Origin of the sequence: Streptomyces griseoflavus (genome assembly GCF_014649995.1) — a bacterium.
In the GTDB taxonomy this organism is placed as follows: Bacteria; Actinomycetota; Actinomycetes; order Streptomycetales; family Streptomycetaceae; genus Streptomyces; species Streptomyces griseoflavus.
Genome location: NZ_BMUC01000008.1, coordinates 24,036 through 41,859, shown reverse-complemented (window position 1 = coordinate 41,859; position 17,824 = coordinate 24,036). Strand labels below are relative to the sequence as shown.

14 protein-coding genes are annotated in these 17,824 nt (G+C 73.3%); 4 read left to right on the top strand and 10 right to left on the bottom strand.

What is annotated here, in order from left to right:
* Positions 1-46 precede the first annotated feature (46 nt).
* Complete coding sequence (lysS, locus tag IE172_RS17720) at positions 47-1,789, bottom strand: lysine--tRNA ligase (protein ID WP_190098220.1); 1,743 nt, start codon at positions 1,787-1,789, stop codon at positions 47-49.
* 211 nt (positions 1,790-2,000) lie between these two features.
* Here lysS and argS point away from each other — a divergent pair, with 211 nt between their 5' ends.
* Entirely contained in the window at positions 2,001-3,749 is a 1,749-nt protein-coding gene (argS, locus tag IE172_RS17715) for an arginine--tRNA ligase (RefSeq protein ID WP_190098219.1), read from the top strand.
* An 87-nt stretch (positions 3,750-3,836) separates the two neighbouring features.
* Positions 3,837-4,289 (top strand): HIT family protein, encoded by a 453-nt coding sequence (locus tag IE172_RS17710; protein ID WP_190098218.1) that lies wholly within the window; start codon positions 3,837-3,839, stop codon positions 4,287-4,289.
* On the opposite strand, the gene IE172_RS17705 is transcribed toward IE172_RS17710, so the two are convergent.
* The 8 genes from IE172_RS17705 to IE172_RS34585 form a co-directional block, all read right to left on the bottom strand.
* Positions 4,266-4,682, bottom strand: coding sequence for a hypothetical protein (locus tag IE172_RS17705; RefSeq protein WP_190098217.1), 417 nt, complete (start codon positions 4,680-4,682; stop codon positions 4,266-4,268). The genes IE172_RS17710 and IE172_RS17705 overlap by 24 nt on opposite strands.
* A complete protein-coding gene (locus IE172_RS17700; protein WP_190098216.1) occupies positions 4,679-6,028 on the bottom strand; it encodes a hypothetical protein in 1,350 nt (449 codons plus the stop codon). The genes IE172_RS17705 and IE172_RS17700 overlap by 4 nt, the downstream gene beginning before the upstream one ends.
* Positions 6,029-6,044: 16 nt before the next feature.
* Complete coding sequence (locus IE172_RS17695; protein WP_190098215.1) at positions 6,045-7,298, bottom strand: OmpA family protein; 1,254 nt, start codon at positions 7,296-7,298, stop codon at positions 6,045-6,047.
* A complete protein-coding gene (locus IE172_RS17690; protein ID WP_190098214.1) occupies positions 7,295-8,200 on the bottom strand; it encodes a hypothetical protein in 906 nt (301 codons plus the stop codon). Before IE172_RS17690 ends, IE172_RS17695 begins: the two co-directional genes overlap by 4 nt.
* A gap of 117 nt (positions 8,201-8,317) precedes the next feature.
* Positions 8,318-10,597 carry a hypothetical protein gene (locus tag IE172_RS17685; RefSeq protein ID WP_190098213.1) on the bottom strand — a complete coding sequence of 760 codons (2,280 nt, stop codon included), beginning with the start codon at positions 10,595-10,597 and terminating at the stop codon, positions 8,318-8,320.
* On the bottom strand, positions 10,594-11,274 hold the full coding sequence (locus IE172_RS17680) for a TIR domain-containing protein (RefSeq protein WP_190098212.1): 681 nt from the start codon (positions 11,272-11,274) through the stop codon (positions 10,594-10,596). Before IE172_RS17680 ends, IE172_RS17685 begins: the two co-directional genes overlap by 4 nt.
* A 435-nt stretch (positions 11,275-11,709) precedes the next feature.
* The gene (locus IE172_RS17675) at positions 11,710-13,026 is read right to left on the bottom strand and encodes a helix-turn-helix domain-containing protein (RefSeq protein WP_190098211.1); all 1,317 of its coding nucleotides are present in this window, start codon (positions 13,024-13,026) and stop codon (positions 11,710-11,712) included.
* 216 nt (positions 13,027-13,242) lie between these two features.
* Positions 13,243-14,961 carry a helix-turn-helix domain-containing protein gene (locus IE172_RS34585; RefSeq protein WP_438817021.1) on the bottom strand — a complete coding sequence of 573 codons (1,719 nt, stop codon included), beginning with the start codon at positions 14,959-14,961 and terminating at the stop codon, positions 13,243-13,245.
* 224 nt (positions 14,962-15,185) lie between these two features.
* Between IE172_RS34585 and IE172_RS17665 the strand changes: the two genes are divergently transcribed.
* The gene (locus IE172_RS17665; protein ID WP_190098210.1) at positions 15,186-15,932 is read left to right on the top strand and encodes a DUF4232 domain-containing protein; all 747 of its coding nucleotides are present in this window, start codon (positions 15,186-15,188) and stop codon (positions 15,930-15,932) included.
* Here IE172_RS17665 and hemB read toward each other — a convergent pair.
* Positions 15,926-16,927 carry a porphobilinogen synthase gene (hemB, locus tag IE172_RS17660; RefSeq protein ID WP_190098209.1) on the bottom strand — a complete coding sequence of 334 codons (1,002 nt, stop codon included), beginning with the start codon at positions 16,925-16,927 and terminating at the stop codon, positions 15,926-15,928. The two genes, IE172_RS17665 and hemB, sit on opposite strands and share 7 nt — an antisense overlap.
* 117 nt (positions 16,928-17,044) lie before the next feature.
* Between hemB and IE172_RS17655 the strand changes: the two genes are divergently transcribed.
* Positions 17,045-17,809: an alpha/beta fold hydrolase gene (locus IE172_RS17655; protein ID WP_190098208.1), complete on the top strand. Its 765-nt coding sequence runs from the start codon at positions 17,045-17,047 to the stop codon at positions 17,807-17,809.
* Positions 17,810-17,824: the final 15 nt, after the last annotated feature.

Below are 17,824 nucleotides of genomic sequence, written 5' to 3'. Positions count from 1 at the left end.
CCGGTGCCGATGGCACCGGGCGCCCCTCCGCGTTCACCGCTGTCGGCTACTCCCCGAGCAGGGACCGCACCCGCTCCTGCCCCACCGCGAGCAGCAGCGTGGGCAGCCGGGGGCCCGTGTCGCGCCCCACCAGCAGGTGGTAGAGCAGCGCGAAGAAGGACCGCTGGGCGGTCTTGATCTCGGGCGGCAGTTCCTTGGGCGTGGCGTCGGCGGAGAAGCCCGCCTGGACCTTGGGCACGCCGTAGACGAGGTGGGTGAGCCCGTCCAGGGACCAGTTGTCGGCGAGTCCGTCGAGCAGCAGCCGCAGCGACCGCTGTCCCTGCTCGTCGAGCGACTTCAGCAGGTCGGTGTCGGGCTCGGCGCGGACGATGGTGCGCTGGTCGGCGGGGACGTGGGTGTTGACCCACGCCTCGGCCTTGTCGTACCGGGGGCGGGCCTCGTCCAGGGAGCCGAGCGGGTTCGACGGGTCGAGGTCGCTGAGGATGCGCAGCGCCTGGTCCTCGTGGCCGCCGGTGATGTCGGCGACCGAGGCGAGGGTGCGGTACGGCAGCGGCCGGGTCGTCGTCGGCAGCTCACCGCTCGCGGTGCGCACCGCGCGGGAGTGGGCGGCGACGTCGGCGGGCAGGGCGCTGCCGTCGGCGACCTTGGCGTCGAGGCGGTCCCACTCGTCGTAGAGCCGCTGGATCTCCTGGTCGAAGGCGATCTTGAAGGACTGGTTGGGCCGGCGGCGGGCGTACAGCCAGCGCAGCAGCTGCGGCTCCATGATCTTCAGCGCGTCGTCGGGGGTGGGCACCCCGCCCTTCGACGAGGACATCTTCGCCATGCCGCTGATGCCGACGAACGCGTACATCGGCCCGATGGGCTGCTCGCCGCCGAAGATGCCGACGATCTGCCCGCCCACCTGGAACGACGAGCCGGGGGACGAGTGGTCGACGCCGCTGGGCTCGAAGACCACGCCCTCGTACGCCCAGCGCATGGGCCAGTCGACCTTCCAGACCAGCTTGCCGCGGTTGAACTCGTTCAGCCGGACGGTCTCCGAGAAGCCGCACGCCGTGCAGGCGTAGGTCAGCTCGGTGGAGTCGTCGTCGTAGGAGGTGACGGTGGTGAGGTCCTTCTCGCAGTTGCCGCAGTACGGCTTGTACGGGAAGTACCCGCCGGAACCGGAGCTGCCGTCGTCCTCGGCGGCGGCGCCGGAGCCCTCGGCGGCCTCCAGCTCGGCCTCGTCGACCGGCTTCTGCTGCTGCTTCTTCGCCGGGGCCTTCTTGGTGCGGTACTGGTCGAGGATCGCGTCGATGTCACCGCGGTGCTTCATGGCGTGCAGGATCTGCTCGCGGTAGGCGCCGGAGGTGTACTGCTCCGTCTGGCTGATGCCGTCGAACTCCACGCCCATCGCGGCCAGCGACTCGACCATGGCGGCCTTGAAGTGCTCGGCCCAGTTCGGGTGGGCGGAGCCCTTGGGTGCGGGGACGGAGGTCAGCGGCTTGCCGATGTGCTCGGACCACGACACGTCGACCCCGGGGACACCGGCCGGGACCTTGCGGTACCGGTCGTAGTCGTCCCAGGAGATCAGGTGCCGGACCTGGTGGCCGCGGCGGCGGGCCTCGTCGGCGACGAGGTGGGGGGTCATGACCTCGCGGAGGTTGCCCAGGTGGATCGGGCCGGAGGGGGAGAGGCCGGACGCGACGACGATGGGTTTGCCCGGGGCCCGACGCTCCGACTCCTCGATGACCTCATCCGCGAAACGGGAGACCCAGTCGGTGGTCTCGGTGCTCTGAGCCACGATCGGCACGTCCTTCTTTCTGCTGGAGCAGCCGGTACGGTCGCACGGCTGACCGTTCCATTCTCCCAGTACGGCCCGCTTCCGCGAAAACGCCTTTTCACCGCCTCGCGCGGGGGGCGCGACGGGTGCCCGCCGCTCCGCGGCCGGGAAAACCGCTTTACCCCTCATGGGATACTGACCGTGTCTATCTGCACCCACGAGGAGAACGGCACCCACCCCTATGGCCTCGGTCACATCGCTCACCGATCTCGTCAACCAGCAGCTCACTTCCGCCCTCTCGGCCACCCGGCCGGAGGCGGACCCGCTGCTGCGACGAAGCGACCGGGCGGACTTCCAGGCCAACGGCATCCTCGCGCTGGCCAAGAAGGCGAAGGCGAACCCGCGGGAGCTGGCCGCCGAGGTCGTGGCGCGCATCACCACCGGTGACCTGATCGAGGACGTCGAGGTCTCCGGCCCCGGCTTCCTCAACATCACCCTCGCCGACCGGGCGATCACCACGAACCTCGCCGCGCGGCTCGCGGACGGTGAGCGCCTCGGCGTGCCGCTGAAGGCGGACGCGGGCGTCACGGTCGTCGACTACGCCCAGCCGAACGTGGCGAAGGAGATGCACGTCGGCCATCTGCGGTCGGCGGTCATCGGCGACGCGCTGCGCGCCATGCTCGACTTCACCGGCGAGAAGACGATCGGCCGGCACCACATCGGCGACTGGGGCACCCAGTTCGGCATGCTCATCCAGTACCTGTTCGAGCACCCGGGCGAGCTGGCCCCCGCGGCCGACGTCGACGGCGAGCAGGCCATGAGCAACCTGAACCGCGTCTACAAGGCCTCCCGTGCGCTCTTCGACGCGGACGAGGAGTTCAAGGAGCGGGCCCGCAAGCGGGTCGTGGCCCTCCAGTCCGGTGACAAGGAGACGCTCGAACTGTGGCAGCAGTTCGTGGACGAGTCGAAGGTCTACTTCTACTCCGTCTTCGAGAAGCTCGACATGGAGATCCGCGACGAGGAGATCGTCGGGGAGTCCGCGTACAACGAGGGCATGCCCGAGACCGCCCGGCTCCTGGAGGAGATGGGTGTCGCGGTGCGCTCCGAGGGCGCGCTGGTGGTGTTCTTCGACGACATCCGCGGCAAGGACGACCAGCCGGTCCCGCTGATCGTGCAGAAGGCCGACGGCGGCTTCGGCTACGCGGCCTCCGACCTGACGGCGATCCGCAACCGTGTCGTCGACCTGCACGCCACCACGCTGCTGTACGTCGTCGACGTGCGTCAGTCGCTGCACTTCCGGATGGTCTTCGAGACGGCCCGCCGGGCCGGCTGGCTGAACGACGACGTCACCGCGCACAACATGGGTTACGGCACGGTGCTCGGCGCGGACGGCAAGCCGTTCAAGACGCGTGAGGGCGCGACCGTACGGCTGGAGGACCTGCTGGACGAGGCGGTGCAGCGGGCCGCGGAGGTCGTGCGGGAGAAGGCGCGCGACCTCACCGAGGACGAGATCCGGGAGCGGGCCGCGCAGGTCGGCATCGGGGCGGTGAAGTACGCGGACCTGTCGACGTCGCCGAGCCGCGACTACAAGTTCGACCTGGACCAGATGGTCTCGCTCAACGGCGACACGTCCGTCTACCTCCAGTACGCCTACGCCCGTATCCAGTCCATCCTGCGCAAGGCCGGCGAGGTCCGTCCCGCGGCCCACCCGGAGCTGGAGCTGCACGAGGCGGAGCGCGCGCTGGGCCTGCACCTGGACGCGTTCGGCGACACGGTCTTCGAGGCGGCCGCGGAGTACGCGCCGCACAAGCTGGCCGCGTACCTGTACCAGCTGGCGTCGCTGTACACGTCGTTCTACGACAAGTGCCCGGTGCTGAAGGCCGATTTGCCGCAGCAGGTGGAGAACCGCCTCTTCCTGTGCGACCTCACGGCCCGCACGCTGCACCGGGGCATGGCGCTGCTGGGCATCCGGACGCCCGAGCGGCTCTGACCGTCCGAGACTCCCGCGCGGCCCGCCCTCCCTCCGGGGAGCGCGGGCCGCGGCGCGCACCGGAGGCAACTGGCTGTGGAGAGTGACATGTCCGACCGCGCGGGGGGCGGGCACCGGCAGGACGGGTCCGTCGTCGGGGATCCGGGAGCCGAGTGCCCCTTCTGTCTGATCGTGCGGGGTGCCGCTCCCGCGCGGGTGGTGCGGCGCTGGACGGACGCGCTGGCGATCACGCCCCGGGGCGGTGGCGTGACCCGGGGGCATGTGCTGGTGCTGCCGGTGCTGCACGTGCCCGACGTGGCGGCGGATCCGGCCGTGTCCGCGACGACGATGCGGTATGCCGCGGAACTCGCCGCGGAGGTGGGGGACTGCAACATCATCACGTCGCGGGGGGCCGCGGCCACGCAGACGGTGCCGCATCTGCACGTCCATGTGGTGCCGCGCCGGCCCGGGGACGGCATCCTCCTGCCGTGGACGGCGCCGGAGGGTCCGGCCTGCCGGGGCCGGGAGCGGGTGGGGTCAGCTCAGGGCGAGGATCAGTAGGCTGTCGGCGACGACGAGCACGCCGTAGCAGAAGAGCAGCGGCCGGGACAGCAGCGCGCTGGGCCACGGGACCGGGCCGCCGTACCGTTCGGCGTCCATCGTGAGCGTCGGGGGAGGGTCCTCGCCCCTGGCGACCCGCTCGTAGAGGGAACGGAACAGCCGCTCCTGGCGGAGGTAGTAGCCGTCGAGCAGCCAGAAGCCGACGGCCACGGCGACGGACACGGTGACCGGCTTCCAGGCGGGGACGCGGTCCGCGACGGCGATGAGCAGACCGCTGAGCGTGATGCACCAGCCCTTGACCACGAAGGAGTTGCTGCCGAGCCGGCTGATCACGCTCTGCAGCAGCTCCAGGTGCTTGAGTTCCTGTTCCCCGACCCTGCGCCGATGGGTCATGACGCGGAGGGCCGTTGCGCCGTGTCGGAGGGGGGTTCCGACAGCTCGAACTGGCCGTTGAGTTCCTTGACGTGGGTCTCCAGCAGGTTCTCGAGCGGGCCGGGGGCGTACCGGGCCAGGAGGGCCTGCCCCTGTTCGAGGATGTCCAGGCGCAGCCTGGGGGTGGCGGTCCCGCTCTCCCCTTCGGGGGTGGGCCACGCGTAGTCGCGCAGGGGTAGTTCCACGCACCCGGCCAGGGCGGTCTCGGCGCGCTGCTCGACGATCAGCGCGCAGGCGTCGTCGACGGTCTGCCGGGCGTCGGCCCGGGCCTGTTCCAGGGCGGCGCGCAGCCGGTGCCAGTTCCCGCTGTGCGCCGTGATCAGCTCGCGCGCGGCGGGCACCAGTTCGGCCACCGCCTGCTGGGCGGTGGTCACCGCGGACCGGGCCGCCCTGTCGCTGTCGGCGTACGGATTGTGGGCGAGGGCGGTGGTCGCCATGGTGGCGAGGGCGAGCGAGACGACGAGGAACACCGCGACGAGGCCGCCACCGGGGCCGAATTCCGAGGTGTTGCTCTTCTGCACCCGGGCGTAGGCGGTGAGGGCGAGCAGGGTGATCAGCAGGAGATTGGCGAGGACCGGCCAGAACAGCACGGGCCAGGGCAGGTCGTCGGGCCGGCGGGTCTCGGTGCGGGGTCCGTCCAGTCGCCACAGGTGCCGCCAGGCCGCCCACGGTGCGCGCCGTACGCGTTCCGGGCGGCGGCCGGCTCGCACCCGCCACCGGAAGAGCGACCTGCCGAGCAGGTGCCCCAGGGCGAACTGAAGGACGGCCACGCCGAAGGTGACGAGGTAGGCCAGGGCGTAGGCGATCCTGTCCATCAGGCCGTCCCCGCCGATGCTCAGCACCTTCGCCGTGGCCTCGCCGATGAACGGCAGGTCGAAGGCGGAGTTGACGACGAGCACGAGCCACTGCAGCCACGTCCACGGCTGACGGCCGCGGCGCAGTCCCTCCGGTCCGTCGTCGGTGTGCCGGGCCCGCACGGTGCCGGCCTGCCGCCGCGCCTCGCCGGCCGTCCGTCCGGCGGTGAACCGCTCCACGGCGTCGATGCCCGTCCGTGCGGCCTGGTACGTCCTCAGCAGGGCCGTGCCGAGCTCCCCCAGGGTGTCCTGGGTCCTGCTCAGGCCCGTGTTTGCCTGGGTGAAGGCCCGCATCAGCGTGACGTGTTCCCGGCTCTCCACGGGGTCGGCGGGTCGTCCCGCCGGGCCGGTCCCGATCCTGATGTCCGTGACGCGACGGTGGGCCGGGCAGGGTATGGGTGCGTCGCGCGGGCCGCCCGCCGGGGGCGAGCCGTTCATCTCGGTCGTGTTCATGGCAGGTTCTTCGACCTCACTTTCCGACGATCTTCACATCCACGCGCCGGTCGCACTGCAGTCGCTGCTCCCGGGTCCCGCTCGTCCCGGTGACGTCCTCGGGGCACCCCGGCGACACTCCCTCGCCGTACGCCTTCACCCGGTCCGCGGGCACCCCGTGGGCGACGAGCTCGGCGGCCACCGCGTCCGCGCGGGCCCGGGACAGGGCGCGGTCGTTCGCGCGCGAACCGCGCGGGTCGACGTACCCGCGGACCTCGACGCGGTCGAGGGAGGGCGTGGTGCGTACGGTCACCGCGAGGTCGACGAGGGCGGGTCCGGCCGCGTCCCGCAGTCGCGCCGAGTCGGTGGCGAACAGGGCGGCGCCCGACAGGGTGTACGTCCGCACGTCCTGCTCGCCGAACGACACCGCCGCGTCGTCCGGGAGGGAGCGGGCGGCTCCCCCGTCGGACGTCTCGGTCCTGCCGACGGGCGCCCTGCTGACGGCGCAGGACCCGCGGGCGGCGCCGGCGCGTTCGCACAGGGCCGTCCACAGCCTGCCGAGCCAGGTCCGCCGGGCGCTGTCGGCCGAGGGCTGTCCCCCCGCGGAGTGGCCCAGGCCCATGAAGGTGACCCGCACCCCGTCGAGGTCGGGCAGTTCACCGAACTCGCCCTGGGTGCCGCACACCGAGACGATGGATCTCAGCTCCTGCGCGGAGCCGAACCGGGCGTTCGTCAGATCGGCGCAGCCGGTGGTGGACAGTCCGTCGCTGAGCACCAGCAGCCGTCGCTCGCCCCGGACACCGTCGAACATCTCGGCTCCCGCGGCGAGTCCGGCGAGGACGTCGGTGCCCCGGCCGGCGGGCACCACCTGCCGGGCGGCGGCGACGTCGTCCCTGAGGCACCGGTTGGCGTCCTGACGGTTGTCCTCCTGGTTGGAGGTGTTGTCGTTGCTGCGCCGCCAGTCGGTCGACCGCCGCTGCACGGTCCACTCGACCTCCCCGTCGGCGCCGCCGAACGTTCCGATGGAGACGACCTGGTTGCTCCTGCCCTTCTTGTCGAGCAGGTCGCCGATCAGGGGCCCGTAGTCGACGTCCCCGGCCCCGGTGGCCCCGCCCCGCGTCGACGTGGTGCCGTCGACGAGGACGACGGTCGCGTCGGCGTCGTCGGCGACGCTCTGGTCGTCCATCCATGTGCAGCCCGCTCTGGGATCGTCCGCGGAGCAGCCGGTGAGCCCGCCGAGGACGACCGTGAGGGCCCCGAGGACGCCCGCCGCGCGCCGCAGGGCGCTCATCGGTCCGCCCCGTCGGACGCGATCGCGCCCTCGACCCAGGAGAACGGGCCGACGCCCATCTCCCGGCAGAAGGCGCTGAGCGCCTTGTCGTAGGCGTCGGCGAACTCGAACAGGCCGGCCTCCTGGTGGTCGCCGCGCGCTCCCTTCAGGGCCGCGACGAGCGCGTCGACGCTCGTACGCCGCTGGTGGCGCAGCGCCTCCATCACCCCGCGGAACTCCGGGTCGGCGAAGGTGGCCGCGAACGGCACGAGCAGGCGCCGCTGGTGTGCGTCGAGTTCGCCCATCAGCTCCAGCCGGCTGATGACGTCCAGCCATGCCTCGGTGAGGGTACGGGCCCGCTCGGCGCGGATCAGGCCGATCCGCTGGGTCTCCTTGAGCGTCAGCTCGTCGAGGTGGTGCGGCAGCACGTGCTCGCGCAGGGCCGGGTCCACCCGGAGCCGGACGGAGGGTGTGCAGCGGATCTGGCCTTCGGCGCCCTCGAAGCACCAGTTGCCGTGGAGGGGCAGTGCCTCGTTGACGGCGGCTTCGGCGGTGACCGCGTCGGCCGGGTCGCACGCGCGGGTCGCCCGCCAGGCGACCCGGAGCACTTCCTCGCGGGCCGCATCCTCGTGCTGCTGGGCGCGGGTCCTCAGCATGTCCTGCGACATGGTGTCGCTGGTCCACCGGAGGACGGGGACGGCCTGGAAGGCGAAGACGTCGTCGCGGGCCGGCAGGGCGAGCGGTTCGTCGGGCGGGATCGACTGGACGGACACCTCCCTGCGCGGTGCCGTCGGCGACGGGCCGGTGCCGTCCGGGGTGGCGGCCGCGCCGCCCTGTTCCCGGCCGTCGTCGTACTTCGAGCGCCGCCACGCGCGGTAGGCCTCGCGCAGTGTGGCGAACAGGCCCTGGGGCCGTCGTGCCATGGTCGGTCCTCCTGAGGTGACGGGACGTCGGGGTGCTCGGGTCCGGGTGTGCGGTGCCGCGACCGGCGCCGGTGGGGTCGGGGAGTCGAAGGCCGGTCCGGGGTGGTGGTGCGCCGGTCAGGGGCCGGCCAGCGAGTCCAGGACCTGCCGCAGGACGGTGGCCTCCGGGTGGACTCGGGACCACAGCCGCAGGTGGAACAGGGTGCGGCGGCGTCGGGGAGCGCAGACGCGCGGTACGAACTTCTCCAGGAACCGCGCCAGTTCCTCGTCCTGGTCGGCGGCGAGCAGCCAGTCCCGCAGCAGTTTCCACGCCTGTCCGGAGTGGGCCGGGTCGACCAGCGCGCGCTGCCACAGCAGCAGCAGGGTCTCCTCCTGGCCGGGGTCGTCGATCGCCTGCTGCGCGAGCCTGGGCCGGGACGGCAGGTCCGGTCCGACGGCGAAGGGTCCGAGGACGAGCAGCGCCCGGACCGCGTGCCGGGGCAGGTTGTCGTTCTCCGACCGGATCCACTCCCCGAGTGCCTCGGTGACCGGTTCCACGCCGTCCTCGGCGAGGAACAGGGCCGTGAGGGAGTAGGCGACGGATACGTAGGGGACGAGCGCCGGCCTGCCCGCCAGCGCCCGCAGGGCCGGCAGTGTGGTGGTCACGTCCCGGACGCCCAGGGAGGTGCCGTAGGCCCGGGCGGCGCTGTCCTGGAACGGCCACTTGGGGCTGTCGGCCCAGGAGGCGACCTGTCGGGCGACGCGTTGCGACAGCCAGGGGTCGTCGGCCTCCAGGGCCACGTCCAGGGCCAGGGCGGCACACCGCCGGTCGTTCACCGACTTGCTGATCGCCCACACCCGCACCAGGTTGCGGTAGACGCTGTCGAAGTCGTGCCGCAGCAGATACCCGGCGATCACCCCGGCCCGCCCCCGGACCCGTTCCAGATCGTCGGAGCCGAGCCTCCTCAGCCAGGTCACCAGTGGTTCGCGCAGCCAGGGGAGGTCGTGCCAGACGACCTCGACGGCGGCCGGCATCAGCTCCGGGTCCGCCAGCCGGGCCCGCCGGGGGTTGTCGGACATCCCCCCGCCGCGTTCGGCGGCTATGCCCCCGCCCGGCGGCGCCAGGCGGTCGAGGTCGGCCTCGAAGACGGGCCGGGCGGGTGCGGTGTCCCGGTTCTCGACGCGCAGCATGTCGACGCCGAGCAGGGTGCCGGCCCGGATGACGTCGGACAGCGGAAGCTCGTGACCGAGGAGGTAGGCGATGCGCAGCGCCTGGTGGTACGGGCCGGCCGCGGCCGGCTCCGTCCTCTGCTCGGACAGCTTCAGGAACCGTCTGACCAGGCCCCTCAGGTCACCCACGGGAGTGTCGAGGAGGGTGTCGAGCGTGTCCTCGGGTTCGTGCAGGCACCCGGCGAGGTCCCGGGCGAATCGGGTGACCCAGTGGACGGAGGGGGCGGCGCCGAGCTTCCTGACCGTCCTGGGGTCCGCCATGACGCGGGAGCGGAACGCGCCCGTGCCGTGGAGGGTGCAGGCCGCCGTGCACTGCGCACGGTGCTCCTCCAGTGCCGCCTTCAGGTGCGCCTCCAGTACGGGGGCGGGGTCGGGCCTGAGGTGCCGGAACGCGTACGGACCCAGGTCACCGGGGTCGGCCTCCGGGTCCTCGACGATCACCACCACGTACGCGTGGCGCGCCGCGGCCTGCCGGGCCAGGGCCTCCAGTGCGGCCGGGTCGGGCCGGTGGGCGCCCAGGTTCACACGGAACCCGTGACCCCGCTTCAGCCGGCGGCCGTTCCGTTCGAGGAGGGCCTGGATCAACCCGTCCTGTGCACCGTGCAGCACGCTGATGCCGCCGGCGCACCGCTCGGCGAGCAGCGCGCAGCCGGTGGCCTCCCGCCCGCTGCCCCTCGCCCCCACCACGACGACGAGGTGGTGCTCGCGGAGGCTGCCGGTCATCCGGCCGTACTGCGGGGCTTTCTGGTGCAGCTCCCACGTGCGGCGCGTCTCCTCGGGGTCGAGGTCGATCCGCTGGAACTCGGGAGGCCGGTCCGCGCCCACGTTCAGCGTGACGGCGGAACCGTGGTAGGCGACCGAACTCCCGTACGCCTCCAGCTTCTCGAACCGGTCGGCGTCCTGCTCCCGCGGGTCCGGTGGCCGGTGCTGCGGGGTCCTGTGCGCGTCGCCCGGGGTGTCCGGTGTCCGCCGCGACTGCCGGGCGGCGTCGTCCGTCCCGCCGGCGGGCCGCTCCCCGGGCGGGCCGGCGGGGGCGTCGTCCGCGGCGGGCGCGGGTGTGGTGTCCGCCGCGTCGGCGGGGGTGTGCGTGCCGTACGGGTCGTCCCCGCCCGGGCCGGCCGTGGCGGCCGGTTCCGGACCGTCGTGTTCGGGGGCGCCGCCCCCGGAGAACTCCTCGGTGGTGCTCATGTGCGTCCCTCGTCCTGGTCGTCGTCGTACGCGTCGTACTCGTCGTCGAAGTCGTCGTCGGGGGCGGAGCCGTCGGGGGCGGAGCCGACGTTGTGGACGACGCCGCTGTGGCCGCTGCCGCCGAGGATCACCACGCCCCGGTCGGACCGGACGCTGCGGACGTCGCTCACGCCGCCGCCACCGGGGGCGGCGCGTCGTCGCCGGGCGGCGAGCTCGGGGACCGCGGCGCGGACCGCCTTGATCAGGGCCGGGAGGTAGATCTCCTCGTGGTGCGGGCGGAAGCCGATGGCCTGACGGGTCGACAGTCCCCGGATGTCCTCCGGCAGGTCGGCCCTGTCGGGCATCTCGTCGCGGTCGACCAGGACCGGAATGACCTTGATCCGCCACTGCAGGGCGAGGGCGATCTCCATGCGGACCCAGTCGGTCTCGTCGTCGAGGTGCCGCCGGCCGGACGCGTCCACGCCGGTTTCCCACTCCTTGCCGATGAGCGCGAGCAGCAGACGGGACCTGCGCAGCTTGTCCCTGATCTCGTCGGGGTAGTGGGCGCCCTTGTCGATGCAGCGCTGGTCCCGGAACACCTCGGACTCGCCGAACACCCCCCGGAGCCCCGTGTCGAGGTGCGGGGCGGTACCGCCGGTGTCGGCACGACGGAAGTTGATGAAGACGGAGGGGGCCATGCTGCTCCTCGTGTCGCGGGAACACCCGGTGTGTCCGGATGTGGGGCATCCGTGGAGCGTCGCGCTCCGGCGGAGACGGATCGGGGAGGACCGCGCCGGCCGGCGGGCGGGCATGCGGTGGACGGACTCAGGAGGGGGCAGGACCCGGTGGTGGAGTGGTGGAATCAGTGAGGCCGGGGCCTGGACTCAGTGGATGAGATCGACGTTTTCAGCCGCCCCGCGGGCGGTCAATGTGTTGCCTGTGGCCCACTCGGCAGGCAACAGGTCACATCCGGGCCCGGAGGGTCCGCAGGGGCTCGACGGAGCGTGGTGACGGAGGGAAGGCGCGGGGAGGCGTGTCCCGCGGGAGCGGGCCCGGGGTGGGGCCGGGCGGCCGGAACGGCGGCATCGCCCGTCGGCGTACCGGCGCCGGCCGCCGGGGCGTCCCGGCCCGGCTCAGCCGCTTCCGCCTCGGGTGTCAGGGTTTCCGCGCAGGCTCGCGGCGATGAGGGGGAGGGTGTCGCGCACGGCGGGGTGTTTGCGCCGGGTGGCCAGCGACGACCGGAGTTGCCGCAGGTCGGCGCGGACGGTGGTGGAGTCGGTCGTCATGGCGTGGTGGACGACCGGCACGGTCTCCGCACAGGCGCGTTCGACGTCTCCGGCGTCCGCCAGGGCCAGGGCCAGCCGGGCACCGTGCCGGGCCCGGGCCCGCAGGGCGTGCGGCGCGATGGAGTGCTTGCCGCTGTCGAGCAGTGCGACGGCCTCCTCGGCCTCACCGAGTTCCCTCAGGCACCACGCCGTGACGAAGGCCGTGAGGTCGGGGAGATGGGTACTGCCGAGGGTCAGGTCGTCGTCGTGCGCTTCGGCGGGCTCGGCCATCTCGGTCGCTCGCTCCAACGCGCGCCGGCACGGGGACTCGTTGCCCATGAGCGCGTACCCCTGAGCCTCCCGTTGCGCGGCCAGGGTCCTGGTGCGGATGTCCCGGGCCTGCGCACCGGCCGCCCGGGCGAGTTCCACCGTGGACATCGAGTCGTCCTGGTACAGCGCCAGTTCGGCCCGGCGTAACAGTGAGTAGGCGGTCATCTCGGCGTCGCCGCCCGCCTCGGCCAGGCCCGCGGCCTGGCCGGTCCACCAGCGCGCCGAGGAGTCGTCGCCGGCTTCCTGCGCCATCCAGCCGGTGTACTCGGCGAACCGTGCCGCGAGGCGGAGCGCGGCGGCACGGTGACGGGAGGGTTCACCCCGGCCGAGGCCGCGCAGCGCCGCGGTCGCCGCGATGCTCATCGGCGCGACCGCGGCGGGTCCGGAGCACTGGCCGAGGGTCCGGCACTGCCGGTACACCTCCCGGAAGACGGTGAGCGCCTCGTCCGTCGAGTCGGCCGGGGTGCCGTGCGGGGCGACGGCCCACTTCGCCGCGACGGCGGGAACCCGCTCGTCCGCGCGCGGGGCGGGGTCGCAGGCGGTGAAGTCGGCCGCCCCGTCGGTGCCGAGGTGCAGCGACCAGGGTCCGGAGCCGCCGGTGGCCGGGAGGGAGCCGGGTTCCTCGGCGCTGTCCCGCGCCGGGCGCCGCAGCAGTGCGACGAGGGCGCCCCCGGCGCCGAGTTTGGCGTCGCACAACCGCGCGAGCCGGTCGCCGGGGGTGCCTATCCCGCGCTCGATCTTGCTCAGGTACTCCCTGGAGCAGTGCACCTTGCCGGCCAGCTGGGCCAGTGACATCCCGGAAGCGGTCCTCAGCCGGCGCAGTTCCGGTCCGAACTCCGGACGAACTGGTGCCATGCTCGCTCCCCCCGCCGTGCCATTGCAGTGAGCCGAGTTTGCCACAGCTTGGTCACTGGTCAACCGATCAGTGACTTTGTCGTACTGAATGAACCCCTTTGAGCGACAGGTGACTTGTTGTGCTCTTCCGTGAATGAACGGAGACCGTCGTTGAACGGTCGGGCCCCGGTGGTGTCGGGTTCCCGGGCGGTCGGCCACCCGGCCGGCCGGACGTCGTCACATCGTCGTGCCCTCCGGCACCCACTCCTCGCCGCCGAGCGGGAACTCGTACGCCGGGCGCCCGTTGTTGCCGCTGGTGCGGAAGGGGCGGCCCTTGTCGTCCACGGTGAGCGTGCCGCTGCGGGAGCCGCTGGACCACGTCAGCTCCAGGTACCAGCTCACGTCGTACGCGGAGGCGTCGGCGGTGATGTAGTAGACCTCGGGGTCGGACTCGCTCACCGAGAACGGGAAGTTCCGCTGCCCGGACTCCGGGGTCACGACGGGGCGTACGGCGTCGAGGGCGACGGTGAAGGACCGCGTGGGCACGTTGCCGCCGCAGCCCACGCCGGGGTAGCCCATGGCGAAGTCGTTCCAGGGGAGCGGCGACCGCTTGCCCGCCACCCGCACGGCCAGCCCCTCCACGACCACCGTCTCCTCCCCGGTCCCCTGGACGGTGAGCCGCACGAACTGCTCCCCCGACGAGACGGCCCCGAACGAGCTGACCCACGCCGTCGCGTCCGGCTCCTCGGGCGGCGGTTTCACCTCGCCCGCCGGCCTGTTGATCAGATACCGCTGCGAGCAGGGGCTCTGCCAGGCGTACGGTTCCGTCCGCACGGTCAGCGGCACGGCGCTCCCCTCGCCGTCGCCCGCCGGGCCGGTGGAGGCCGTGGCCGGGGTGCGCGGCGTCTCCCCGGTCTTCCCGGAGGGGGACGCCGAGGCGGAGGCGGAGGCGGAAGGGGAGGCGGAGGCGGAGGGTGACACGGCGGCGTCCTCGTTCCCGCCCGCTCCGGCGGCGCCGAGGGTCGCGGATGCCGCCGGGTCCTTCCGGTCGCCACCGCCCGCGTCGCCCCCGTCCGGCAGGCCCAGGGCGAGCGTGACCCCGCCGAGCACGGCGGCCACGGCGATCCCCGCGAGGACGGCGGTACGGGTGCGGCGGGTGCGGGTGCGGGGGCGGGCCTCACCGGCGCCGGTGACCTGCGGGATCCCGGCCTGCCCGGTCTCCGCCCGCGGGTTCCCCGCTTCCGGCGTCCCGGCTTCCGGGCTTCCGTCTCCCGGCACCCCGGCACGGGGAGTCCCGGCTACCGGCACCCCGGCACCGGGAGTCCCGGCTCCCGGGGACTCCTCGTCCGCGGCCCCGGCATGGGGCGCCCCGACGTTCGGAGCCCCGCCATCCGAGGCCCCGTCTCCCGAGGCCCCGTCTCCCGCGGCCCCGGCACGGGGCGCCCCGACGCCCGGGGTCCCGGCCTCCCGATGCTCCGTCTCCCGGGTCTCCGCGGTCTCCGCCTCCGGGTCCTCGGGCTCGACCCGCCCCGCCGCCGGCCGCCCAGCCGCCGGGAGGCTGTCGCCGTGTCCCTCCCGGACGCCCGCGTCCGCCGCCGGGTCCCCGGGCCGTGCCGGTTCCCCGAAGCGTGCCGGGTCCCCGGGCCGCGCCGGTCCCCCGGCAGGTGCCGAGGGGCCCGGGGACACCGCGCCCCCGGCGGACGCCGTCCCCTTCTTCCCCCGCACCGCGTCGGCGAGCACCCACCGCCGGTGCAGCTCGACCAGCTCCCCGGGGCCCGCCTTGCACAGCCGGGCCAGCCGTTCCACCGGCGCGTAGTCCGTCGGCACGGCGTCCCCGTTGCAGTACCGGTGCAGCGTCGACGTACTCATGTGGAGCCGCTTGGCGAGCACTCCGTAGCTCAGCCCGGACCGCTCCTTCAACTGCCGCAGCAGCGCCGCGAACTCCGCCGCAGGCATGTCCTCCGACACCGTGACTCCCTCCCCCGCGTCCCATTCCACCGTTCCAGGGGACGGTCGTTTCCCCAGGTCACAGCGGTGTGGGCGTTCCAGCGTCCCGGATGCCCCGCCAGGTGTGGCGGCCGGGACGGATCTCCCCGCAAGCTCTGGTCATCCAAGCACGCCGCTCCCGGCAACCGGTCGAGCGACGCTGCCAACCCCATCTCGACGACAAGGAATTCGCCATGCGCACCTCCCGTCTCCGCCTGCTCGCCGCCGCCGGAATCACCCTCGCCACCCTGTCCCTGACGGCCTGCCAGGACGGCACGGGCACCGCGGACGAGGGCTCGGGCCGGCCGGACGCGACGGCGACCGCGGACACCCCCACGGCCCCGTCCTCGAAGCCCTCGGCGGACGGCACCCCGTCCAACGCCCCCTCCCAGGCCGGCGCGGGCACGGACGGCGACAAGGCATCAAGCAACGGCTCCGGCTCCGGCTCCGGCTCCGGCTCCGGCAAGGAGAAGGGCACGGGCCAGGGGAAGGGTTCCGACGACGGCCCCCGGACCTTCGCCGCCTGCAACGGCTCCAACACCACCGTCACCGCCCAGCCGGTCTCCCGTCCCGTCAACCACATGCTGATCACGGTCAAGAACACCGGAGGCAAGCTGTGCGACCTCACCTACTACCCGGTGCTCCGCTTCGACGAGATGCAGTGGGTGCCGCAGCCGGTCGAGGAGAGCAAGCCGCAGGCCGTGGTGAGTCTCAACCCGGGCGAGTCCGCGTACGCGGGTGTCCTGCTGTCGGCCGCCGACGGAAGCGGTGACGGCGGCACCACCGGGCAGAAGCTCACCGTCGGCTTCCAGGGCCGCACCCCGAACAGCAGCGGCGGCCCGTCCGCGATCCCGTCCCTGCCGGCCAAGGGCGTGTACTACGACAGCTCGCTGGCGGTGACGTACTGGCAGCAGTCGATGGACGACGCCCTCACCTACTGAGCGGCGCTCAGCTTCTGGGCCGCCTCGGTGGCCCAGTAGGTGAGGATGTTGCGCGCGCCGGCCCGCTTGATGCCGGTGAGCGTTTCGAGGATCGCCCGGTCCCGGTCGATCCAGCCCTTCTCGGCGGCGGCCTCGATCATCGAGTACTCACCGGAGATCTGGTACGCCGCCACCGGCACGTCCACCGTGTCCGCGACCCGCGCGAGGATGTCCAGGTACGGGCCCGCCGGCTTCACCATCACCATGTCGGCGCCCTCCTCCAGGTCGAGCGCCAGCTCGCGCATCGACTCGCGGACGTTCGCCGGGTCCTGCTGGTAGGTCTTGCGGTCGCCCCGGAGCGAGGAGCCGACGGCCTCGCGGAACGGACCGTAGAAGGCGGACGCGTACTTGGCGGTGTACGCCAGGATCGCCACGTCCTCCCGCCCGATCTGGTCGAGGGCGTCGCGGATGACGCCGATCTGCCCGTCCATCATCCCGCTGGGCCCGACCACGTGCGCGCCCGCGTCGGCCTGGACCTGCGCCATCTCGGCGTACCGCTCGAGCGTGGCGTCGTTGTCGACGCGCCCCTGCTCGTCCAGCACACCGCAGTGCCCGTGGTCCGTCGTCTCGTCGAGGCACAGGTCGGACATGACCAGCAGGTCGTCCCCGACCTCGGCCCGCACGTCCCGCAGGGCGACCTGGAGGATCCCGTCCGGGTCGGTCCCCGGCGTCCCGAGGGCGTCCTTCTTCGACTCCTCCGGCACGCCGAACAGCATGATCCCGGAGACTCCGGCCGCCACCGCCTCCGCCGCCGCCTTCTTCAGGCTGTCGCGCGTGTGCTGCACGACCCCGGGCATCGCCGTGATCGGCACCGGTTCGTCCGCGCCCTCGCGCACGAAGGCGGGGAGGATGAAGTCGGCGGGGTGCAGCCTGGTCTCGGCGACCATGCGCCGCATGGCGGGGGTGGTACGCAGACGCCGCGGCCGCGCGCCGGGGAAGGATCCGTACGTCGTCATACCACCTACGCTACGCCCGCCCCGCCCGTGCCTTTACCGACGGGGAGTCGGCGCGGTCGCACACGGTGCGGGTACCGTTCACCCCCGTCGCGATCACACCACCGGGAGGACCACACCGTGCACAGCGCCGCCGTAACGGCCGAGGGCGACCGCATCCGCTGGGTCGAACTGCCCGGCCGGGACCCGGCCCGCGTCTACGTCCACGGTCTGGGCGCCACCTCCCCCGCCTACTTCACGGCGACCGCCGTCCACCCCCTCCTCGCCGGGCACCGCTCGCTCCTGGTGGACCTCCTCGGCCACGGCCACAGCGACCGCCCCACCGCGTTCGCCTACACCCTGGAGGACCACGCCGACACGCTCGCCACCGCCCTGCGCGCCGCCGGCGTCACCGGCGCCGAGCTCGTCGCGCACAGCATGGGCGGCTCCGTCGCCGTCGTCCTCGCCGCCCGGCACCCCGAGCTGGTGTCCCGGCTCGTCCTGGCCGACGCCAACCTCGACCCGCTGCCCCGCACCCCCGGCGCGTCCGGCAGCAGCGGCATCGCCGCGTACACGGAGGAGGAGTTCGTCTCCGGCGCCTGGCGCGAGGTCCGCGACCGGGCGGGCGCGCACTGGTGGTCGACGATGCGCCTGGCGGGCCTGGAGGCCCTGCACCGCAGCGCGTCCCGCCTGGTCGAGGGAACCGTCCCGACGATGCGCGAGCTGCTGCTCGATCTGCCGCTGCCCCGCGCGTTCCTGTACCCCGAGGCCGACGGCCCCTTCCCCGGCGCGGCCGAACTGACCGCCGCGGGAGTGTCCTTGACCGCGATCCCCGGCTGCGGCCACAACATCATGCTGGACAACCCGGAGGGGTTCGCCCGGGCGGTGGCGGAAGCGCTCGTCTGACGCCGGCCGTGTGCC